We start from the raw sequence: 19,629 nt of genomic DNA, 5'->3' as shown, positions 1-19,629 counted from the left end.
CATCTTTCTTTTTTATTTAAAAGCGATTCAAACTAGTCATCCGACGTAGATGCGCCGATGGCCTGTTCGAGAGTCGTGTGTCCGTCGAGAGCCTTCTGGATACCATCCATACGCAGCGTAATCATGCCGCATTCCTGCATGGCAGCGCGCTTAATCACGTCGCCCGAAGAACGCTTGATAATCAGGTTACGCACGGTTTCGTTCGGCACCAAGAATTCGTAAATACCGCAACGGCCCTTGTAGCCCGAACCATCGCACTTTTCGCAACCCTTACCATGGTAGAACTGCATGTCGGGGCTCAAGTGGAATTCGTCGCGCATGGCCTGCGAAATTTCGACAGGTTCCTTACAATACTTACAAATGCGGCGTACAAGACGTTGTGCCAGCACGCCCTTGATAGCGGTAGACACAAGGAACGGTTCCAGACCCATTTCGAGCAAACGCGGGAATGCACCGGCAGCATCGTTGGTATGGAGCGTACTGAAGACCAAGTGACCCGTCAAAGCAGCTTCGATAGCCATGGACGAAGTTTCTTGGTCACGCATTTCACCGATCATAATCACATCCGGGTCCTGACGCAACAGGGCGCGAATGCCCGCCGCAAAGGTAAAGCCTGCGGCGTTGTTAATTTGTCCTTGGTTCACACCATCAATATTCAATTCCACCGGGTCTTCCATCGTAGAGATGTTGATCGTGGAATCCAAAATTTCTCGAATAGAAGCATAAAGCGTGGTAGACTTACCGGAACCGGTAGGACCGGTCACCAGCACAATACCGTTAGGAGCATTAATCGCATCAATAAACTGCTTGAGCACGCGCGGGTCGAACCCCATATCCTTCAGCGGGAACTGACCGGAGTTCGGGTTCAAAATACGCATAACGATCTTTTCGCAAACACCACGCTTACGGAGCGAAATCGGGAACGAGCTCACACGAAGGTCAACTTCGGAGCCCTTGTAACGCACGGTAAAGCGGCCGTCCAACGGTTTACGTTTTTCGGCAATATCCATCTTAGAAAGGAGCTTAATACGCGAAAGAATCTGCGGCATCAAACGTGCCGGAATCGGGGACATCACCTGCAGGTCACCGTCAATACGGTAACGCAGCTTCAGGAAGGTTTCCTGCGGTTCAAGGTGAATATCAGATGCCTTACGGGCTATGGCTTCGTGAATCAGCGTGGTCACGATTTTCACCACCTGGCGACCTTCTTCGTCAGAAAGTTCAGGTTCATCGTTACCGCCCTGACCGCGTTCCACGGTTTCAAGTTCTTCACCGTCCTTAGATTCACTGATAAGTTCGGCCAAGGATTCTTCGGTAGGACCGTGACCCGCAAACACGCGTTCAATAGCCTTCGCCACATCGGCGTCAGAGGCCATGACCACGTCCACATCCATACGCACCTTGAACTTCACGATGCTGATCGTGCGCATGTTGGTCGGGTCGGTCATTGCAATGGTCATCACAGAACGCACCTGACGGCGTTCGTCTTCGCCCTTCTGCACGAACAGGGGAACCACCCTGTACTGCTTACACATGTCTTCGGGCAAATAGGTATAGGCGTTCGGGTCGATATTGAAGTTATCGAGCTTCACGTACGGAACTTCGAACTGCCTCGAAAGAATTTCAATAAGGCGTTCTTCGGGCATGTAGCCCAAGTCCACCAAGGTACGACCCAGGCGCTTGCCCGAGGTCTTTTGCGTCTCAAGAGCCTTGTCCAACTGCTCTTGGGTAATATAGCCCTGAGCAAGGAGCATTTCACCGATACGCATCTTGGTCGAAGATTGCATTTGCGAACCAAGAATGTTCGTCAAAGTTTCTTCGCTCACCATTCCCAAGCGAACCAAGATCTTACTGAGCATAAGACCGGTACGCTTGTGTTCGGCCATGGCATGGGCTAACTGGTCTTCGTCCAATACACCTTGGCGAAGCAGCAACTGGCCCAAGTTCATCTTATTGTTGTTTATCATAAATGCGACCATGCCCGCGGTTGAACGGGCAAAATTTCTCCATTTTTGCAAAGCATGCTTACAGGATCACCAACGGACTTTTCCGTCGCATTTCCAATTTTACACACCTCACCTAATTGGGTATTTTCAATAAATATACTTTCTAGGCACGAATTTGCAAATAGCAAGTGATATTCCTCACCCCCATTTAATGCAAAATTTAGGGGATTTTGACCAAATTTTGCGCACATTCGCAAAACTTCGGGATCTATGGGGAGCTTTTGCTCGTCAATTTGCAAGCTCACGTTCGAAGATAGCGCCAAATGGTTCAGTTCCGACGAAAGCCCATCGCTAATGTCCATACACGCCCCAAAGGCCCCCAAACGCAAAAGTTCCGCCCCCGCCCGTTCGCAAATCTTGGGCGACAGGTGGTATTCCACCAGCGTCGGGAATTCGTCTTTGGCTTCGGGGTGGTTCATCAACAGCCAAAGGCCCGCATCTGACTTACCGAGCGTCCCGTTCACATACAATGTATCACCCGGTTTTACAGCCGAGCGCAAAAGCGGTTTCGAATTTTCACCTTCGAGCGCCCCCAAGAGCGTTGTCGAAAACATGCCTACATCGCCCACCACGGTATCGCCGCCAATCAAGGCAATTCCGCGCCTAGCAAAGCCTTGCGAAAGAGCCGCCTGCACGCGGTTGCGGGTTTCTACAGACCAATTCTTGTTTATGCATAGCCCGAGAACCGCAAAACGCGGGACACCGCCCATGGCAGAAATGTCCGACACATTCGAAACGATATGCTTTTCGACCGCCTGTTCCGGCGTCGACCAATCCAGCCTAAAATGCGTATTTTCGACCGACAAATCCTTGGTCACGAGCCAGCCGTCGAATTGGGCGCAATCGTCGCCCACGCCGAGCCAGCCCCTAGATGCAGGGGGTTCTTTTTTAAAGTCGGCGGAACCCTTCAAAAGGGCCTGAATAAAATTGAATTCGCCTAGGTTAGGAAACATATTCCAAATTTATAAATCTTCAAAAAAACTCATTTATTATCAACACCGCGCGCCCGCTTCAACCATTCTAAAAATTTCAAACAAAACAATTTGGCGGTAAGTTGTTGATAAAATGAACACAACTATTGGACAAAAAATATTTTTTGAAAAAGGCGAAAAAATCTATCCACAATTTGGGAGAATTACCTATCTTTTAGGCCATGGGACACATTTTCTTCATCGCTCCGTCCTCCCCCGGTAGCTTAGACCGCCTCAGTCAATGGACATTCCGTTGGCTTTTGGAGCACGGCGATTTGGCAGAAGATTCCACCATGTACACTTGCAATTCGATCGAAGACGCAACGAACCTTCTGGAATCGGCCTTGATTATCGGACAGTCCCCCGCACTTATCATTCTCGACCACGCAGACCGCCCGCACGAACAGAACCTCAAGTTCAGCAAGCTCTTGCACGACGGAATTCCTGAATCGTGGATTGTGGAACTGGTGCCCGACAATATGCCGCTCCCCCAGTGCGACGAAAATTATTACTGGGTCCGCAAACCCGTGAGCGAAGACGAATGGTATAGCACCCTGGAACAGGTGTTGCTCAAGAGCGGATCGCCCCAATGGGCAAATAACTAGTGCCTGCGGCACAGTTGGTAGAACTTAGACATTTTCAAAGTTCTAAGCTCTAAGCTCTAAATTCTAAATACTACATTACTCACTATGATTAAAGGCGTAAGTTATTTTGGCGTGCGTTCGCCTAAGCATGTTCTTGCCGATATGCAAGACATCAAGGCAGCGGGTTTTAATGCGGTGCTCCACACCTGGAGCGAAGAAGACCAACAATATTACTACGGCACCATGAAAGACATCGTGGACCAGTCTGCAGAGCTCGGTCTGACAGTCTACGTGAACCCGTGGGGTGTCGGCCGCGTGTTTGGCGGCGAGGCTTATTCGGAACTCACCGCAAGGAACCATGACTTATGCCAGGTAGCGCTGGACGGCAAGCCCAAGGTGGCCGCCTGTCCGAACCATCCGGAATTCCGCGCCTACATGCACAAGTGGATTGAATCTGTTTGCGCCACGAAGGTGAGCACGATTTTTTGGGACGAGCCGCATTTCTATTTCGAAAAGGGCGGTCTTAGCAATTGGAGCTGTCGTTGCGAAAAATGCCAAGCCAAGTTCCGTAAGCAATTCGGGTACAACATGCCCGCCGAGCTCACCAACGACGTGAAAAAATTCCGCGAGGACTCGCTTATCGACTTCCTGAAAGAAATGACCGAGGACGTGCACGCCCGCGGCAAGCGCAACTGCGTGTGCATGCTCCCGCCTTGGTTCCCCGCAGGCCTCGATGACTGGGGCCGCGTGGCAAGCCTCGAAAGCGTCGATGAAGTCGCATCTGACCCGTACTGGGAAAAGGGCGCCACCGAAGAATGGGTCCGCGAAAAATACGCCGAGACCGCTAAGAAACTTGTGGATGTCGCCAGCCAATACGGAAAGGCCGTGCAGATGTGGATCAAGGCGTACCAGATAGAGGCGGGCCGCGAGAACGACCTAGCCATCGCCGTCGAGGAAAGCCGCAAAGCAGGCATCGACAACATCTTCGCATGGAGCTACCGCGGCACCGAGACGCTCAGCTGGCTCAAAAGCGACAACCCGGACGAAGTCGCAAAAGTATTTAGGGCTGCCATAAAATAAGTCAAAAAAGGTAAATCCTTGATGAAGAAAATTATTTCGGCATTATTGCTATCTGCGTTTTATGTTTTTGCGCAATCAAGCTCTAATTCAAATGAGAATGACGAATACTACCACGCCCACAAAGGATTTTACTTTTCCGTAAACACGGGAATCGTCCTTGCTAATTTGAGTCAGAAAACAACTTCTTTCCCAGACAAAAACGTTGAAAAAGAAAAGGAGAATTATTCCGGCTATCTTGGATACGACGAATTTCGTCTCGGAGGTTCAATCGCCAATGTAGCCTCCATTTATGGCGCGCTCGGATGGGGCTACGGTTCCGGCCGCTACGAAGACGAAATCGAACGCACCGGAACTCAACTGCACAGAGAAGGCTCTTTTGAAGAAGATGGGGACGATGACTTCAGATTTCTTCTCGGTATTGGCGGAGAATTCTACCCCTTCCAAGACAAAGAAAGTCCTTTCTACGGCCTGTTCCTTGGAATCTGTCCTGGTCTAATAATAGACATCGTCACCATCACAGACCACTATTACAACAGTATTTACGATAATACCATAACAGTCTCGTTTGCCAACATCTTTTGTCGATTTGAAATTGGCAAGGACTTTTGGATTAGCAGACGTTGGAGCTTAGGTTTCGCTTTAAACTACACCATCGGCGGCCTAGAAGAAGAAACTGGAGTTGAATATCTAAACGAAATAGAACACGAATCCAACTCAAGCTACTCTATCGGACTGATGATAAGGATATCTCACTAGCAAACGATTACTTCGTCACGCGGATTGTTGCGGAGCCTTTCTTTGACTTCACGTAATACGAGCCGCCGGTTTTCACGAGGGTTTTCGCGCTGGCACGGAGTTCCTGCATTCCAGAGGCCCGCACCGTTCCAAGGTAGTTGCCATTCATGTCGAACATGCGGTAACTTTCGGTTCCGGTCGCATGCGATAGCGCAGGCCTTACAAAGTCTGTGCATCTGTCAACGCAAACGATTTCGTCTTCTCCGAACACAAAGTAATCCACGTCCATCCAGGAACCGGTCACCGTAAAGCGCAATATGTGTTCGCCCGCAGGGAGGTTCACTGCCGCCTGCACCTTGTTGTAGTCGTCGTAGTTGTCCTCGCCTTCGTTTTTCGGGACAGAGATTACTTCCGTGATGTTCTTGCCGTCAAGCGACATCTGGAAACCGGAAGTCTCGTTTGCGGACGCAACCGCCGCCAAGAAAGCGTACTCGCCCGCTTCCTTGACATTCACGCTGTATTCGAGCCATTCGCCTTCCTGGTTGTAACCCACGATGTACCCCGTCGCCTTCTTGTAAATGTCGACGCCCGTCCCTTCGCGGTAATTGCTGCCGCCGTGGTCTTCGGAATCGTTTTCCTTGTAGGAGTCGTTGCCCGAGCCGACACCCGGAATGTCGAAGTCTTCGGCCTCGATCTTGCCGGGAATTTCAAACGATTTGTCCTTGAACGGCTTCTGCGGTTCGGGAACTACCGGAGCGCGGTTGATTGCCTTCAGCATCTGTTCGGCATAGCGTTTGCCGAACGTCACGTAGGCATCGTGACCGAAGTGGTAGCGGTCCACGCCGTTGCCGTCAAGGCCTTCGGACGACGCGTAATAGGTATTGTCCATCGAATTCGGGAGTTTCGACACGCGGTCGGAATAGCAGCAGCCCGAACGCAGGAGCTCGCCCGCCACGAACGGCACCGTGTCGGAACTCATGTCGAGCGCCTTGAGAATGTCGTCGCGAGTCTTCTTCACGATTTTCGGCCAGTCCGGGTAGCCGCCATCGGTTTCACCCTGATGGAAAATGAATCCCTTAATGACGCCCTTTTCCTGCGCCTTCTTTGCGATATCGATAATCGTCTTTGTCACGTTACCATCGCTCGCATATTCCTTCGCATAGTTCTGGAGCCAGCTTTCTGCCGTCGAAAGGTAGCTTGCGTACTGGTCCTGGTCAAAGAGCTTGATGCTTGCGCCACCCACCGCAACTGGAATAATCCCGACTGTTACATCGGGCATGCTGTCAGCCATCGTACGCCCGAACCAGTCGGCAATGGAAATCGTGTTGCCGCAGTTAAAGAGCGAAGGCACCGCCGGGTATACCTCGCCCAGCGTGTTGCGGCCCTTGCCCGAGCACTTTTGCGTCGCAAAAATCTTGAAACGCGGATTTTCGGCCTTGTCGGCACTCTGAGCATCTGCAGTGCCGCCCATATTGGACTGCCCGTACGCGATGTAAATGTGGAAATTCGGATCCGGAGCGGCATTCGCCTGAATTGCACCGAACGACATCAAGCCCGCAGCAACGCATGCTGCAGGCACGAAACCAGAGAATTTGTTAAAAAATCTCATGACAACCCTTCTTTTTCAAACATCCATCTTAAAATTATCCTGAAATTAGCAAAAAAGGCGACACCGGCGCCCTTATTTTATAGACAGATTGTCAATGGATGACCTATGGTTCATTCTTGATGCAACGAACAGAAAAACCGAGGCTTTTCTCCCAACCAACCAGATACACGTTCTCGATACTATAGTTCATGCTCAAGCGGTCTGCTTCTTCTTGAATTTTATAATACCTAGCTTGAGATGCGCTCCAAAATAAGCCCATGTAGCCACCTAAGGTAAATTTGAAATAAGAGTCATCCGGGTCATATTCGCCAGCAGGCAACGCAGAGAAGCCAAAATCATCCGTACCATTGCCACCGTGAACCCATCCCGTTTGCGACTTCAACATCTTGCCAGCCGTTGAATCTCCGCCTACTGTGGCAATCAAAGTTTTCCATTCTGTATCATTAGGCAGGTGCCAACCCGATGGGCAAATTCCATACACCGTGTCGGGCAGGGAACAATCTATACCATAACCACATTCCACGCCATTGCCATCGTCATATAACCCGACCGAATCAATCGCTGCAGCCCAAGTATAAAGGCGACCCGTAACCTCGCATTTTTTCGGGTCATTGTCATAGCACCAACTGATACCATCGAGAGTTTCATCGAAGTAGTTCAAGTTCTCTGCCATCCACACTTGATCACCAATTTTCACCGTCTTGTAGACTTTATTGTCGCGAGAGTCTATTATGGAGTCGTAGGAAATGTCCGGATTCAAGCGACTCTCCTTCGGAACATCCCAACTCCACCCATACCAATCGTCACTCTCCAAAACTGCCGAACTGCTACTAAACACAGTAGAACTGCTAGACACTTCTTGGGATACACTACTGGAACTCGACTCCGGCGTGACACTAGAGGATGACTTCACCGAACTGCCGCCGGACTTGGCCGAAGACGAGGATACGTTGTTGGACTCAACACTAGATGAAGATAAGTCTTCATCCAAAACAGGTGCTGATGCGGAACTGCTAGAATCATCACCGCACGCAACGAACAAAACTGCAGAAACCAATAATGCAGCAAAACGTTTCATAAAGGCCCTCCTGATAAGTCAAGGATTCAATAAAGCAAATGTAGTTTATTGTCACACAGATTCAGTGAGGCTCTCGTACAAAAAAGGCGCCACCGGCGCCCTTATTCTACAAACAGATGGTTAGGGATTGTCCTGGAGGCAACGAACCGAGAACCCGTAGTACTTACTGCAGTAGTACAGGCGCGCATCGTCGAGGTTGTAGACCAAGTACATGTAGGACGCGCCGAGGCTATTGCCCTCCGTAGAACTCCAGAACTTCGCGCAGTAGCCCTCGTAGCTGTAATCCCCAGTGTCGTACCTTTCGCCAGCAGGGAGCGCCGAGAACCCGCCGGCCGTCGATTGTCCGCCGACTGCGTTGAACAAAGTTTCCCATTCGGCCGTGCTCGGCAAGTGCCAACCGCTCGGGCATACACCCTGGATGTTTCCTGACGGCAAGGAACATGTTTTGCCATAGCCGCATTCACTCTCCGATTTACCTACCGCAGCAGCCCACCTGTAAAGCCTTCCGTACTTGGCGCAGTTGCTTTCCTCGTTGTTGTAGCAGAAACTAGAATCCGTTTCAAAGTTCAGGTTCTCCGCCATCCATACCTGGTCGCCGATTTTAACAATCCTGTAAGTTTGACCATCACGGTCATCCTTAATGCAGTTCTCATCTATTTCAACTTTGCACTGAGCCCTATTACTGTTGCTGGACTTGACCGAAGAAGATGTTTTCCCGTTCGAAGCTGGTGCAATGGGATCACCAGATTCACCACTGCACGCAACGAACAAAACTGCAGAAAACAACAACGTGGCAAAATACTTCAAAGAAAGCCTCCTAGACCCGCGAAAGAATCGTTTTTGTCAAATTTATAATATTAAAACAGGAATCACGTTAGTGATTTCGAATCAGTGTGGCTCCATTGAGGGTTTTAGGGGGCGGAGCCCCTTAGGAGAGGAGGTAGCGGAAAACGCCAAGGGCGGTTGCAGCGAGGGGGACTCTTCCCCCTACATACAAAGAAAGCTCCCAGCCGGAGCCAGGAGCGTTTCGAATTTCTAGATCCTTCGACTTCGCCCTTACGGGCTTCTACCCAAAGGGCATAACTCAACTAGAGAACTAAAGTTCTAAGTTTCGTATAGCTCAGGATGACAAAGTGAAAATTACTTTGCGCGTTCGAGGTAAGAACCGTCGCGGGTATCCACGCGGATCTTGGTGTTGTTTTCGATGAAGAGCGGGATCATCACCTTAGCGCCGGTTTCGACGGTGCATTCACGCATCACGTTACCGCTGGTGTTGCCCTGGACTGCCGGAGGAGCGTCGATGATCATGAGATCAACGAAGGTAGGCGGAATCACTTCGATCGGAAGCGTTGCCTGAGTCTTCGGGTCCTTCCACCAAGTGACTTCGACAGTAGCGCCATCGAGGAGCCAAACTTCGCAGCCATTGAGGGCTTCCTTAGCGATTTCTTCGGTTTCCTGAGTTTCGTTGTTCAGGAAGTACCAAGTAGAACCGTCGTTGTAGAGGTAAGTCATTTCGGTGAAGGTCACGTCGGCTTCTTCAACCGTATCGCCACTCTTCCAGGTGCGTTCGAGGGTGCGGCCAGTCACCAAGTTCTTGATGCGAACGCGGTTAAAGGCCTGACCCTTACCCGGCTTCACGAACTGGTTTTCAATGATTTCGTACGGCTGACCATCAACCATGATTTTAAGTTTCTTGCGGAATTCGTTGGTGCTTACAGTACCCATATTATCCTCTTGTTGATTTTGATTCTAAATTTAGCAATATAATGGACGACTCCTCAAAAGTTTTCACGCAAATCCCTGACTTTTTGGACTATTTGGGATCCGATTTGGCGACAACTATCGCCAAAACGACCGCACTTGCCGATCTTGACCTGAATCCGAAGTTTCCGTTTCTTTGTTCTAGGCATTATGCCGACCTAATCAAGAAGGCGAGCGACCCTGCCGCCCTGTTGCGCGAAATTTTGCCGACCAAAGACGAACTCAAGAAGGTCGATGGATTTGTAGATGACCCCGTGGGCGATTTACCGGCCGGAAAATCCGACTGCGTGATTCAGAAATACGACCAGCGAGCCTTGATTGTCTCGACCGCCACCTGCGGTGCCCGTTGCCGTTTCTGTTTCCGTAAGAACTACCCTTTCCAGAACACTCCTGATGTTGCGCGCCAGGTGAGCCACTGGCTCGACACCCACACCGACATTTGGGAAGTGATTCTTTCGGGCGGCGACCCGCTGACTCTCGGTCCCGGCGCCTTCCGCGAACTGATTGAAGCGATTGCGATGCACCCCTCGGTCACCACGCTCAGAATCCACACGCGCCTCCCCGTGATGCGCCCGGACTTGGTGATGCAGCATTTTGAATTGTTGCGCGAACTACCGGCAAGGTTTAGCTGTGTGTTGGTATCTCATGTGGACCACGCCGACGAACTCGACGAAAAATCGGCAACCGTATTTGCACAGCTGCGCTTTAGTGGTTGGACGCTCTTGAACCAGAGCGTGTTGCTGCGGGGAATCAGCGATGAAGCAATCAAGCTCACCGCCTTGTGCCGCAAACTTTTCGAGCAGGGAGTGCTCCCCTACTACTTGCACCAGCTGGACCATGCGAACGGAGTCGCCCACTTCGAAGTCGGCGATGACGAAGCCCGCAAGCTGATTGCAGAAATCCGCACCAAGTTGCCAGGCTACCTGGTGCCGAAACTCGTACGAGAAATCGCCGGCGAGAAGAGTAAAACTCCCGTTTAATTCGGGCAATAAACTCTATTGGTGTCACACGAATTCGAAATGCCTAACGGCATTTCAGAAAAATATATTCAAATCAGATTTTACGTTAGTAAAATCGAATCAGTGTGACAATCTTTAAGAACTTGATCGTCAACCTTTTTTAGAACAAGGTCTTTAGTCCGAAGCCGATGATGCCGTCGAGGTAATTCTCGCCGTTGCGGAGGGCATAGTACAGGTTCACGCTCCAGTTGCCGCGGTACTGCGTAAAAGCCACACCGTAATCATGCTCGCGTTTCCAGCCACGGTCAGGGCGGCTGAAGGCGCGGTAAAGCCCCGGCTGATAGAAAGCTTCAATGCTCAAGTCGTAACCATCTTGCCACAAGAGCGCGAATTCGGAATACCCGTAAGCGCGGGTCCGCATAAAGCGCACATCCATGCCCTTGAAGCTATCCATGCCGCCCAACGCAAAATAGTCGAAGCGGTCCAAGTCCGCATCCGTCGGGAAGATTCCGCCGGCGGCCCCGCTAAAGCGCGTAATCCAATTGCCGAACAAAGGAATATACCGCGAGAATTTGGCCGAGGCCTTCAGGTAATTGTCCAAGGAATCGGGACGAGCCATATTCCAAACAATCGAGCCGTTGAAGCGCGTGCCCGAGCGCGGCAGCACAAATCGATCAAGCGACACGTAAGAGAGCTCAAGCGAAGATGTCTTGCGATTGCTCCCGATGCCAACGAACACACCCATACTAAAATCAAAGCCGATATCGCGTGAAATTCCGATTTCGCCGTAGGCATCGCGTTCCGAAGAATCTTCGTCGAAGTAGCCGCGAGCAATTACATTCCATTCGGTGCCGAAAATCCATGGTTCCTTGTACGAACCTTCTAGTCTGCGGGCATCTTCTCCCGTATAGCCTTCTAGAGTCAAGTCGCGGGCGGTTCCGCGAATGTTATAGAGAGCCACATTCACGTTGCCTTCCCACTCGTCGGTTTCGCTAGAATAAGTCAGGAGCGCATACGCCTCGGACACCGAGGCCGCCTGCATGTGGTACACCGGAATAATGCGGTTGCGCACCGGGTCGCGGAACATTTGCGCCGGAGCCGTGCGGTTGTAATAGCCCAAGCTCGCCATTTTCATGTCGGAACGTTCGAGCTCAAGCGGCGACACAAATTTGCCCGGCTCGATTCTCGTTTGCCGACGGAATACTTCGATATCGCTTCCCGAAGAATCCAAATTCTCGGGGTCTGCCCACACCCAAGGAATGCCACGGTCTAAACTGACTGTCAGCACTCCGGCCGAATCTAAATCGCCCATAAGTTTTGCCGACAGGAATCCTCGATTTTCATAATGGCTCACGATGCGGTCTCGCGTGAGCGGCCAGCTTTCGCAAGATTTGCCTACCAGCGCTTGCACTTGGGATTCTTCGTACGATTCGCGCTCGCCCACCCACTGCACCGCCGTAATACGGCAATTCGCCGCAAACACATGCGCACAAGCGAACAACACGAACATCACACATCGCAAATTACACATCAGAAGTACGCCCTCGCTTCGGTGCTAAGCTTCTGGAAGATATTCTCTTCGGCGTCGCCAAACCGCAAAATGTAACTGCAACCCATCGACAAAAAGTCATTCAAATCAACCGAGAGCGAAAATTCAAAACGATACGTACGGCCATCGCTGTAGCCATCCATCACTTGGTACGGGATGATGTCACCATCGCTTTCAACTTGCACCACCGAGAAGTTCGCGTACGAATTCACCTTTTTCTGGCGATTGTAACCAATACGCAAAGCGCCTTCCCAAAGATTTGCTTCAAAATCACCGCTTTCGTAGCCCGAGCCGTCGGAGCCCTCACCCTTGCGGTAACGCCCGAGCGGTTGCACAAAGAATCCCTGCAAAAAGTCAAAGCGGTAACGCAGTGTTCCGTCGTAAACATTCCAGTTCCATTCCTGCATGGCAGAAAGTTCATTTTCTTGCATCAGGAACTTGCCGCCCACAAAGTGGTCTAGATTAATGCGGTAGCCTGCTTCGAACTCATGCGAGTAAGAGGTTTCGTAATAAGAAATCGAAGAAAGCTTTTTATCGAATGAGGCGCCCGGCTTATACGTAAGCGACACGCCCGAAGGGTGTTGCCAATCGACAAGGCCTTCCACCGCCATACGGCCCGATGTCATGCGGTGCAGTTGCGAAGTCGTAATCGGCGGGAAGTATATTTTTTTGCCCGTCGTATCGCTTCCTTCGCCCTCGTACGAACCGCCAAAAGTGACATCGCGCAGGAATCCTTCGCGTACGCCAAAGACAAGCCCCGGATTAAAGCGAAGTTCGATATTGAATGCAGCGTCTGACGAAAGAACTGCGCCCACGGAATCATTACGGCCCATGCCTTCGTACACAAAGTCACCGTTATCTACTCCCTCGATATAGCTTGCCGTCAAGCTATCGTAACGTACATCGCCTGTACCCGGCGCCACCGCCTTGTAAACCGCGGTATAAATCTGTTCTTCAGTCAAGCCCAATTTATACGACACATTACCCTGCCAGCCAAGATCTTCGCCGCCAAAGCGAGAATTCAAATTGGCAAGCCAGCTGTTTTCGCTTTCCGAAGAATCCGTACGCATGCGTTCGTATTGCAGCAAGTGCGACAGCGTAAAGTAGCGACTGTTATAATTCGCCTCTTGCACCCAGGTGGCCGCCCACAAGGAATCAGCCCATTCATCGCCGTATGTATCGCCACGACGCTTGGCCATTCGCCCGCCTACGCTTTCACGTATCTCGCCGCGGTCAAAGTAAATCCCTAAACCGCTTGAAGACTTTCCGTAAATCACGTCATCTTCAATTCCATGCAAATTGATTTTCGTATAGCGCAAATCGCCCGAACCATACGGTCGCACAGTCCCGCGCAAGAATTCCGCATTCAGCGTTCCCTGGTAGCGTTCCATTTCACGCTCTTGCAAGCTCGCCACACGAATCAAAGCGAGTTCGCCCAAGGTATTTCGATTGCGGTGCTGCACGCCCAACTGCACTCGCGAAGAATTCCAGTCTTCGTCGGCATTGCGACGGTAGCCCCACTGCGCAGACCCAAACCATTCTTTTGCAAACCGCGCACGCATCGTGAATTCATCGTGCAACAAGTCATCATTCAAGAAAGCCGAATCGCTATACGCCAAATCCCAACTATCGCGCAAGCCGAAAAGATTCCAGTCCAAATCGCTCCCAGGATTTTTCAGAATATCAAACCCTTGCTGCACGCGGTTGCCGTACACCGACATCGCCACCGGAAAATGCACAAGGTTGCGGGTAGAATCGGTTGTCACAAACCAGCGGAAAGCCTTGCCCTCATTACCGCCAACATGGCTAGAAACAATATTTGTATCGGTGCGATTCATTGCCATTTCAAAGTCGGCATAGAACTGTTGATTCTGTTGCACACGAATGCGGGCGTTCATGCGTTCCGTTCTGTCGGGCCTGTTCAAGGGCGGCAGCGTATCGTCGCGCACAAAATCGCCACCGCGGTCAGCCTTGAGCATGGCGTAATCGTCATCGGTCCAAACGCTACGCTTTAGGCGGTCCACATCATTTTCAAGCCTAAATCCAGAAATATCCAAATACAAGTTCGGATGCCTATAGCTTGCCGCAGCACCCTTAAGCATGTAAATGTTATCGTTTTCGTAGGCGTCATATTCAACGCGAATTTCATCATCGAAACTCGGCAATACCGAGCCCTTAAAATCGAGCATGCCGCCCGCGTAATTCACCAAGTAATCTTTACCGCGAGTAAGCTTAGTCCCATTCAGCCACACGGTTTCGGACTGCGGCACCACGGCAATAAAACTGCCGTAACCATCCAGCGAATAGCCCAACTGCTGGCCACTCACGCCATTAAACGTTCGCGCATAATGTTGCACCTCATCGGTACCAATCACGCCGCGCACCTGCGCATAGCCACCACCAAAATCACCGCGCACACCGGCCATAGCGCCCAAAGACGCACGCGACATTCCGGTAAAGCCCATGGTCGAATCCACCCAAGTCAAATCGCCCAAGTGCAAAAAATAATGCGGCGATTCTACGCGGAAATAAATTTGGTCTACCTCGCGCAACGTTGCCGTAGTCTGGTCGCCCGCACGGCGCCCCACATCACTCAGCAAGGCATCAATATACACGCTGTCGGTAATTTTTCCTGTAATCGACAAGCGGAGTTCCTGATCCACCTGAGTACCGCCATCGCCCACGGTAATTTGCACCGTCTTGTAACCATGGGTTTCCAAAGAATCTTTGCGGGTAGAAGTATCCGCATTTTGAACAAAGGAATTTCCACGCACAAGCATTGCCGGATCCCATACCGGCAAAGAATCCGTATCCATACCCCATGCGAGTACAGAAAGCAAAAGAAGTCCCAACCAGAACTGCCGGGACATGGAACTCACCTTTCGCTAGGTTCTACAATAAACTGGCGGGTCGAAAGCAGTTTGCGTCCTGCCACCAAGTCCACACTCCACTCACCCGGTTTCAAGAGATTCGGCACAATCGTCGTGAGGCAAACATCTTGCGTCATATCGCAAGCAAGCTTCTGCACCGTGTCGGCGCCATTGAACCAGATGTGCTTCAAGGTGTCGTCACCCAGCTGCAAGGCCGACGATACCGTGGAGTAATAATAGAGACGCATGCCCTCTTCGAACACGCTATCGACACCGAACGGAGACCCGTTCACAATATGGCTGCAGACAACGCTTTGCGCCATGGAAAGTTCTGTATCGGCAGAATTCCAAATGGTTTCGGCGCCATGCAAGGCAACCACAATTCGGTGAATCAAAAAACCAAGAAAGACCACCATCACGACAATCGTCGTTTTCCGCAAATTGCGAAGCGGAGGAAGTTTTGTCACAAGGCAGTCCTAAATCAAAAGTTTAACGAACCAGGCGGCTAGTATTCTGCGTAAAGGCAGGAACAGCGTCGACCAGTTTTTCGACCAACAGGCGGTTAAAGTCTTCGATACGGTTCGGAAGTTTGGAGCCGGGGAAAATCTGCACCAACAAGAGCGCCTGGTCTACAGGAGCAATGTAGATGGAACGGTTTTCACCCGAGAAAGACACAGCCTGGAAGTTTTCACCACCAAGCATCATACCCACCTGGCGAGCAGAGTCGAACGATGCGGTGCTAAGCACGGCAAGCGGAGTTGCGTCTATACCCAAAGAGCCAACTTCTGCAATAATCGATCCGTCACGATGGCAAAGAACAATATATTCGGCCTTGACACTCGCCTGGTAGGCAGTCATTAAACGCTGGACTTTGGCGGCATCATCAGAATAAATGGTAAAATCGCTCATTATGCACCTTCGTTAAATTACTTCTTCTTAGGTACGTACGGACGCAATTCAATTTCGTCATCGTTATCGGCAGCGGGCTTCGCTACATCGCGACCGAAAGTCGGCATACGGGGTACAGTGGTTGCTGCACGCGGACGACCAAACGGCGAAGATGTTGCCCCTTTCTGGAACAGACCGGCGCCGGCAGTCGAAGGTTGGGCAGGAGCCGCTGAAGGCGGTTTTGCCGCAAACGAAGGCATGCGGAACGGAGATGCCGGCTGGGCAGGTGCTGCAGGAGCAGCGGCAGCGGCGGGCTGAGCCGGAGCTGCAGGCTGGGCAGCCTTAACAGAAACACCTTCTTTAGTGAGCGACACATCGTGAACGCCGGTATTACCGACATTGGCTGCCGCCTGACGGAGGAATCCCTGCTTGACGTTAAACTTTTCAATCACGAGCATGGCAATCGTCTTAAGGGTCGTAACCACACCCTTACCATTATGAGCGGTTGCCGGGAAGAAAGGCACATTGCGCGGGTTAAGTTCCGCATTCAGTTCATCAAGCGTGAACACGTTGTCCATATCGCGCTTGTTATACTGGAGCACAAAAGGCATATCGTCCAGATCCATGCCATAGTCTTGCAAGTTCTGGCGCAAGTTCTGCAAACTTTCCAGGTTTTCAGCCTGACGGGATCTCTGGGAGTCCGCCACAAAAACAATGCCATCTACACCACGAAGCACAAGCTTACGGGTACTGTTATAATAGACCTGACCGGGAACCGTATAAAGCTGGAATCTAGTTTTGAACCCCTTGATATCCCCCAAGTTCAGCGGCAAAAAGTCAAAAAAGAGCGTACGGTCACCTTCAGTTGCAAGGGACACCATATCGGTGCGCTTGTCCTGAGGCATCTTCTGGTGGATCACCTGCAAATTGGTGGTCTTTCCGCTAAGGCCCGGTCCGTAGTAAACGACTTTACAACTAATTTCTCGTGTAGCAAAATTTATCGAAGACATTACACATCCTTGATATATCTACCTCAAATCTAATAAAAAAATAATTTCGTAGACCATAAATTATGCTTTTTTAGCATTCTAACCGAGAATACCGGTTAAACCGGACCTTGGGGGCAATCCACGAAATGGACAACGCGCTGCGGGAAAGGAATTGTAATTTTTTCTTCATCAAAGCGCTTTTTGATTTCGGCAGTATATTTCCAACGCAAATTAAAATAGTCCTGAGTGCGAGTCCATGCTCTAAAGGTCACGTTCACGGCACTATCTTCGAGGCCCGAAACAAAGAACTGGGGCTCAGGCTTACGCATAAAGAGCGGTTCAGTAGCCACCACATCGCGCATGATATCGAGGGCCTTTTCCGGAGAATCGCCGTAGTCAATTCCGACCGTAATTTCGAGCCTGCGGAGCGGATTCTTGCTAAAGTTCACAATCGGTTGGCCCCACAACGAGGTATTCGGCGCAGAAACGTACAGACCGTCTATAGTGCGGAGAGTGGTATTGAAAAGCCCGATTCCAATAATGTTGCCCTTGATGTTGCCGCATTCAATATAGTCGCCGGCCTTAAAGGGGCGAAGGAACAACAAAAGCAAGCCAGAGGCAATGTTTGCCAAGGCATCTTTCAAGGCAAGACCCACGGCCAAGCTCGCCGCACCAACTAGAGCCACAATGCCTGCGGTATTCACGCCCAGCACATGCAGCACTAACAACAAAGTAACAATGTAAATGCAGTACGAGAATAGCGAATAGACCAGCGGTTTGGCCGAAGAATCAAGCCCCCGGTTTTCGGCATGGCTAATGACATGCTTCAAGAAAATCAAAAGAAGGCGTGCCGCCACCAAAAGCAGCATCGCAACAAACAGGCGTTGAATCACGGAATGATCCAGGATTCCGCCAAAACGAGTTTCAAGAAAAAGCCTAATCGAATCCATCATAGGGGCAATATAGAAAATTGAATATACACGAACAGCCGACACACACTGTGTATCGGCTTATTCAAATTCGCACTAAATCGACTTAGCGATTAATTAGGCGAGACCGTTAACGACCTTAGCGGCCTTGGCCTTGTAGTTAGCGACGCGGTTAGCGCAGAAACCGGCACGACCCTTGGCAGCAGCCTTGTCGAGCATGCTGAACAGAGCCGGCATGGCCTTGAGGGCTTCTTCCTTAGAAGTTGCGCTACGAACAGCCTTGAGGGCGGTGCGGATAGCGGAACGGGTAGAACGGTTCATGGCATTGGCCTTTTCGGCCTGAAGCAGACGCTTTTTGCAAGATTTGTGTTGAGGCACCTTATTATCTCCGGGTGAAAACCTACTTAAAAATGTTGGTTCAAAGTTAGTAAATATTGGAAATTTTTCAAGGGGTGGGCAAAAATTTATATCTTTGGGCGCATGATTTCCTTTGTAAATTTAACTGCACAACGCGAAAAATACCGTTTTGAACTGGAAAAAGCCGAACGAGAGGTATTGGACAGCGGTTGTTACATAGGAGGCCCCCAGGTACAGGCTCTCGAAAAGGAACTTTCGGAGTATTTGGGCGGAAACACCCACACAATTACCTGCGCGAGCGGCACAGATGCCCTCACTATCGCCCTGATGACCATGGAGTTACACCCTGGTGACGAGGTGATTGTCCCCGATTTCACCTTTATCGCCCCCGCAGAATGCGTTGCCCTTCTCGGAGGCTTTCCCCAATTTGCCGATATCGACCGAAAAACCCTGCAAATCGACCCTAAAAGCGTCAAAGAACTGATTGGACCGCGCACCAAGGGCATTATTGCAGTAAACCTGTTCGGCCAATGCGCCCCTTTTAAGGAATTACGCGAAATCGCAACAGAACACAAACTTTGGATTATCGAGGACAGCGCACAAGCATTCGGGGCCAGGACCAACCAGATGGCATGCACCTTCGGAGACATCGCCATTACCAGTTTTTACCCGAGCAAGCCCCTCGGCTGCTACGGAGATGGCGGAGCACTCTTTACCGCCAACGAAGACTACGCCCAAAAGATCCGCATGATTGCAAACCATGGGAGCGCCGGGCGTTACCAACACGAAATTGCCGGCATGAACAGCCGACTCGACGCACTGCAGGCGGCAGTTCTCAGAGTCAAGCTCAGGCACTTGGATGAAGAACTTGTGGTTAGGCGCCAGAACGCGGCCATGTACGACGCCTTTTTTGCCGAATACAACCGCACCGCAGCCGCCGGTGAAAAGATTGTTCCGCAAAAAATCGAAACCGGATGCAAGTGCACCTACGCCCAATATACGGTTTTGGCCGAAAATCGCGAAGGTTTTATCCAGAAACTGAAAGCAGCCGAAATTCCTTACTGCATTCACTACCCCAGCGCCCTGCGGAACCAACCTTGCTTTAGGCTATATCGCAAAGAACCCTTAGGCGGCATCATTTGGACTGAAGAGGACCACCCTGATCCGAATTCGGTTAAGGTCTCCAGGAAGACCATCAGTTTGCCGGTCTGCGCCTTCACGGATGTAGCTGAAATTATCGAAAAGCTAAAGGCAAACCTGTAGC

17 protein-coding genes and 1 pseudogene are annotated in these 19,629 nt (G+C 50.9%); 5 read left to right on the top strand and 13 right to left on the bottom strand.

Translation table 11 applies throughout. The annotated features are described in order from the left end of the window. Positions 1–32: 32 nt before the first annotated feature. Positions 33–1,967: a GspE/PulE family protein gene (locus tag QOL41_RS06435; protein WP_283429092.1), complete on the bottom strand. Its 1,935-nt coding sequence runs from the start codon at positions 1,965–1,967 to the stop codon at positions 33–35. Beyond that, positions 1,964–2,959: a thiamine-phosphate kinase gene (gene thiL / locus QOL41_RS06430; protein WP_283429091.1), complete on the bottom strand. Its 996-nt coding sequence runs from the start codon at positions 2,957–2,959 to the stop codon at positions 1,964–1,966. Before thiL ends, QOL41_RS06435 begins: the two co-directional genes overlap by 4 nt. A gap of 200 nt (positions 2,960–3,159) precedes the next feature. Between thiL and QOL41_RS06425 the strand changes: the two genes are divergently transcribed. The 3 genes from QOL41_RS06425 to QOL41_RS06415 all read left to right on the top strand — a co-directional run bounded on the left by QOL41_RS06425 (position 3,160) and on the right by QOL41_RS06415 (position 5,397). Then, positions 3,160–3,582 carry a hypothetical protein gene (locus tag QOL41_RS06425; RefSeq protein WP_072797422.1) on the top strand — a complete coding sequence of 141 codons (423 nt, stop codon included), beginning with the start codon at positions 3,160–3,162 and terminating at the stop codon, positions 3,580–3,582. An 84-nt stretch (positions 3,583–3,666) separates the two neighbouring features. Continuing rightward, complete coding sequence (locus QOL41_RS06420; RefSeq protein ID WP_283429090.1) at positions 3,667–4,641, top strand: hypothetical protein; 975 nt, start codon at positions 3,667–3,669, stop codon at positions 4,639–4,641. A gap of 18 nt (positions 4,642–4,659) precedes the next feature. Next, positions 4,660–5,397, top strand: coding sequence for a hypothetical protein (locus QOL41_RS06415; protein ID WP_283429089.1), 738 nt, complete (start codon positions 4,660–4,662; stop codon positions 5,395–5,397). A 7-nt stretch (positions 5,398–5,404) separates the two neighbouring features. Here QOL41_RS06415 and QOL41_RS06410 read toward each other — a convergent pair whose 3' ends face one another. The 4 genes from QOL41_RS06410 to efp form a co-directional block, all read right to left on the bottom strand. Continuing rightward, complete coding sequence (locus QOL41_RS06410) at positions 5,405–6,985, bottom strand: sialate O-acetylesterase (protein ID WP_283429088.1); 1,581 nt, start codon at positions 6,983–6,985, stop codon at positions 5,405–5,407. A 103-nt stretch (positions 6,986–7,088) separates the two neighbouring features. Next, positions 7,089–8,063, bottom strand: coding sequence for a fibrobacter succinogenes major paralogous domain-containing protein (locus QOL41_RS06405; RefSeq protein ID WP_283429087.1), 975 nt, complete (start codon positions 8,061–8,063; stop codon positions 7,089–7,091). Between the two features lie 120 nt (positions 8,064–8,183). Next, complete coding sequence (locus QOL41_RS06400; RefSeq protein ID WP_283429086.1) at positions 8,184–8,870, bottom strand: fibrobacter succinogenes major paralogous domain-containing protein; 687 nt, start codon at positions 8,868–8,870, stop codon at positions 8,184–8,186. Between the two features lie 333 nt (positions 8,871–9,203). Then, positions 9,204–9,788, bottom strand: coding sequence for an elongation factor P (gene efp / locus QOL41_RS06395; RefSeq protein WP_072797414.1), 585 nt, complete (start codon positions 9,786–9,788; stop codon positions 9,204–9,206). Between the two features lie 41 nt (positions 9,789–9,829). Here efp and QOL41_RS06390 point away from each other — a divergent pair, with 41 nt between their 5' ends. Then, a complete protein-coding gene (locus QOL41_RS06390) occupies positions 9,830–10,804 on the top strand; it encodes a KamA family radical SAM protein (RefSeq protein WP_283429085.1) in 975 nt (324 codons plus the stop codon). A gap of 139 nt (positions 10,805–10,943) precedes the next feature. Here QOL41_RS06390 and QOL41_RS06385 read toward each other — a convergent pair whose 3' ends face one another. The 7 genes and pseudogenes from QOL41_RS06385 to rpsT all read right to left on the bottom strand — a co-directional run bounded on the left by QOL41_RS06385 (position 10,944) and on the right by rpsT (position 18,386). After that, on the bottom strand, positions 10,944–12,293 hold the full coding sequence (locus QOL41_RS06385; RefSeq protein ID WP_283429469.1) for a BamA/TamA family outer membrane protein: 1,350 nt from the start codon (positions 12,291–12,293) through the stop codon (positions 10,944–10,946). A 20-nt stretch (positions 12,294–12,313) separates the two neighbouring features. Beyond that, positions 12,314–15,202 (bottom strand): DUF8818 domain-containing protein, encoded by a 2,889-nt coding sequence (locus QOL41_RS06380; RefSeq protein WP_283429084.1) that lies wholly within the window; start codon positions 15,200–15,202, stop codon positions 12,314–12,316. A gap of 5 nt (positions 15,203–15,207) precedes the next feature. Next, positions 15,208–15,669 (bottom strand): hypothetical protein, encoded by a 462-nt coding sequence (locus tag QOL41_RS06375; protein WP_283429083.1) that lies wholly within the window; start codon positions 15,667–15,669, stop codon positions 15,208–15,210. A 22-nt stretch (positions 15,670–15,691) separates the two neighbouring features. Beyond that, positions 15,692–16,111, bottom strand: a complete 420-nt coding sequence (locus QOL41_RS06370) for a roadblock/LC7 domain-containing protein (RefSeq protein ID WP_163438098.1) — start codon at positions 16,109–16,111, stop codon at positions 15,692–15,694. A gap of 425 nt (positions 16,112–16,536) precedes the next feature. Further along, positions 16,537–17,100: pseudogene (locus tag QOL41_RS14175) on the bottom strand (GTP-binding protein); the annotation flags it as partial. A gap of 95 nt (positions 17,101–17,195) precedes the next feature. Then, complete coding sequence (locus tag QOL41_RS06360; protein ID WP_283429082.1) at positions 17,196–18,032, bottom strand: mechanosensitive ion channel family protein; 837 nt, start codon at positions 18,030–18,032, stop codon at positions 17,196–17,198. A gap of 93 nt (positions 18,033–18,125) precedes the next feature. Next, positions 18,126–18,386, bottom strand: a complete 261-nt coding sequence (gene rpsT, locus QOL41_RS06355; protein ID WP_072797405.1) for a 30S ribosomal protein S20 — start codon at positions 18,384–18,386, stop codon at positions 18,126–18,128. Between the two features lie 102 nt (positions 18,387–18,488). On the opposite strand from rpsT, the gene QOL41_RS06350 reads away from it, so the two are divergent. After that, positions 18,489–19,628 carry a DegT/DnrJ/EryC1/StrS family aminotransferase gene (locus QOL41_RS06350; protein WP_283429081.1) on the top strand — a complete coding sequence of 380 codons (1,140 nt, stop codon included), beginning with the start codon at positions 18,489–18,491 and terminating at the stop codon, positions 19,626–19,628. The last annotated feature ends 1 nt before the right edge of the window (position 19,629 follow it).

Source organism: Fibrobacter sp. UWB10 (genome assembly GCF_900182935.1).
Taxonomy (GTDB): Bacteria; Fibrobacterota; Fibrobacteria; order Fibrobacterales; family Fibrobacteraceae; genus Fibrobacter; species Fibrobacter succinogenes_O.
The sequence above is the reverse complement of the archived record's forward strand: the minus strand, read 5'-3'. Positions and strand labels throughout refer to the sequence as shown.

Coding starts and splice junctions, on each gene's coding strand:
- QOL41_RS06360 (WP_283429082.1), bottom strand. CDS start 18,032: ATGATGGATTCGATTAGGCTTTTTCTTGAAACTCGTTTTGGCGGAATC.
- QOL41_RS06390 (WP_283429085.1), top strand. CDS start 9,830: ATGGACGACTCCTCAAAAGTTTTCACGCAAATCCCTGACTTTTTGGAC.
- QOL41_RS06385 (WP_283429469.1), bottom strand. CDS start 12,293: ATGTTCGTGTTGTTCGCTTGTGCGCATGTGTTTGCGGCGAATTGCCGT.
- efp (WP_072797414.1), bottom strand. CDS start 9,788: ATGGGTACTGTAAGCACCAACGAATTCCGCAAGAAACTTAAAATCATG.
- QOL41_RS06410 (WP_283429088.1), bottom strand. CDS start 6,985: ATGAGATTTTTTAACAAATTCTCTGGTTTCGTGCCTGCAGCATGCGTT.
- QOL41_RS06380 (WP_283429084.1), bottom strand. CDS start 15,202: ATGTCCCGGCAGTTCTGGTTGGGACTTCTTTTGCTTTCTGTACTCGCA.
- thiL (WP_283429091.1), bottom strand. CDS start 2,959: ATGTTTCCTAACCTAGGCGAATTCAATTTTATTCAGGCCCTTTTGAAG.
- QOL41_RS06370 (WP_163438098.1), bottom strand. CDS start 16,111: ATGAGCGATTTTACCATTTATTCTGATGATGCCGCCAAAGTCCAGCGT.
- QOL41_RS06425 (WP_072797422.1), top strand. CDS start 3,160: ATGGGACACATTTTCTTCATCGCTCCGTCCTCCCCCGGTAGCTTAGAC.
- QOL41_RS06435 (WP_283429092.1), bottom strand. CDS start 1,967: ATGATAAACAACAATAAGATGAACTTGGGCCAGTTGCTGCTTCGCCAA.
- QOL41_RS06350 (WP_283429081.1), top strand. CDS start 18,489: ATGATTTCCTTTGTAAATTTAACTGCACAACGCGAAAAATACCGTTTT.
- QOL41_RS06405 (WP_283429087.1), bottom strand. CDS start 8,063: ATGAAACGTTTTGCTGCATTATTGGTTTCTGCAGTTTTGTTCGTTGCG.
- QOL41_RS06420 (WP_283429090.1), top strand. CDS start 3,667: ATGATTAAAGGCGTAAGTTATTTTGGCGTGCGTTCGCCTAAGCATGTT.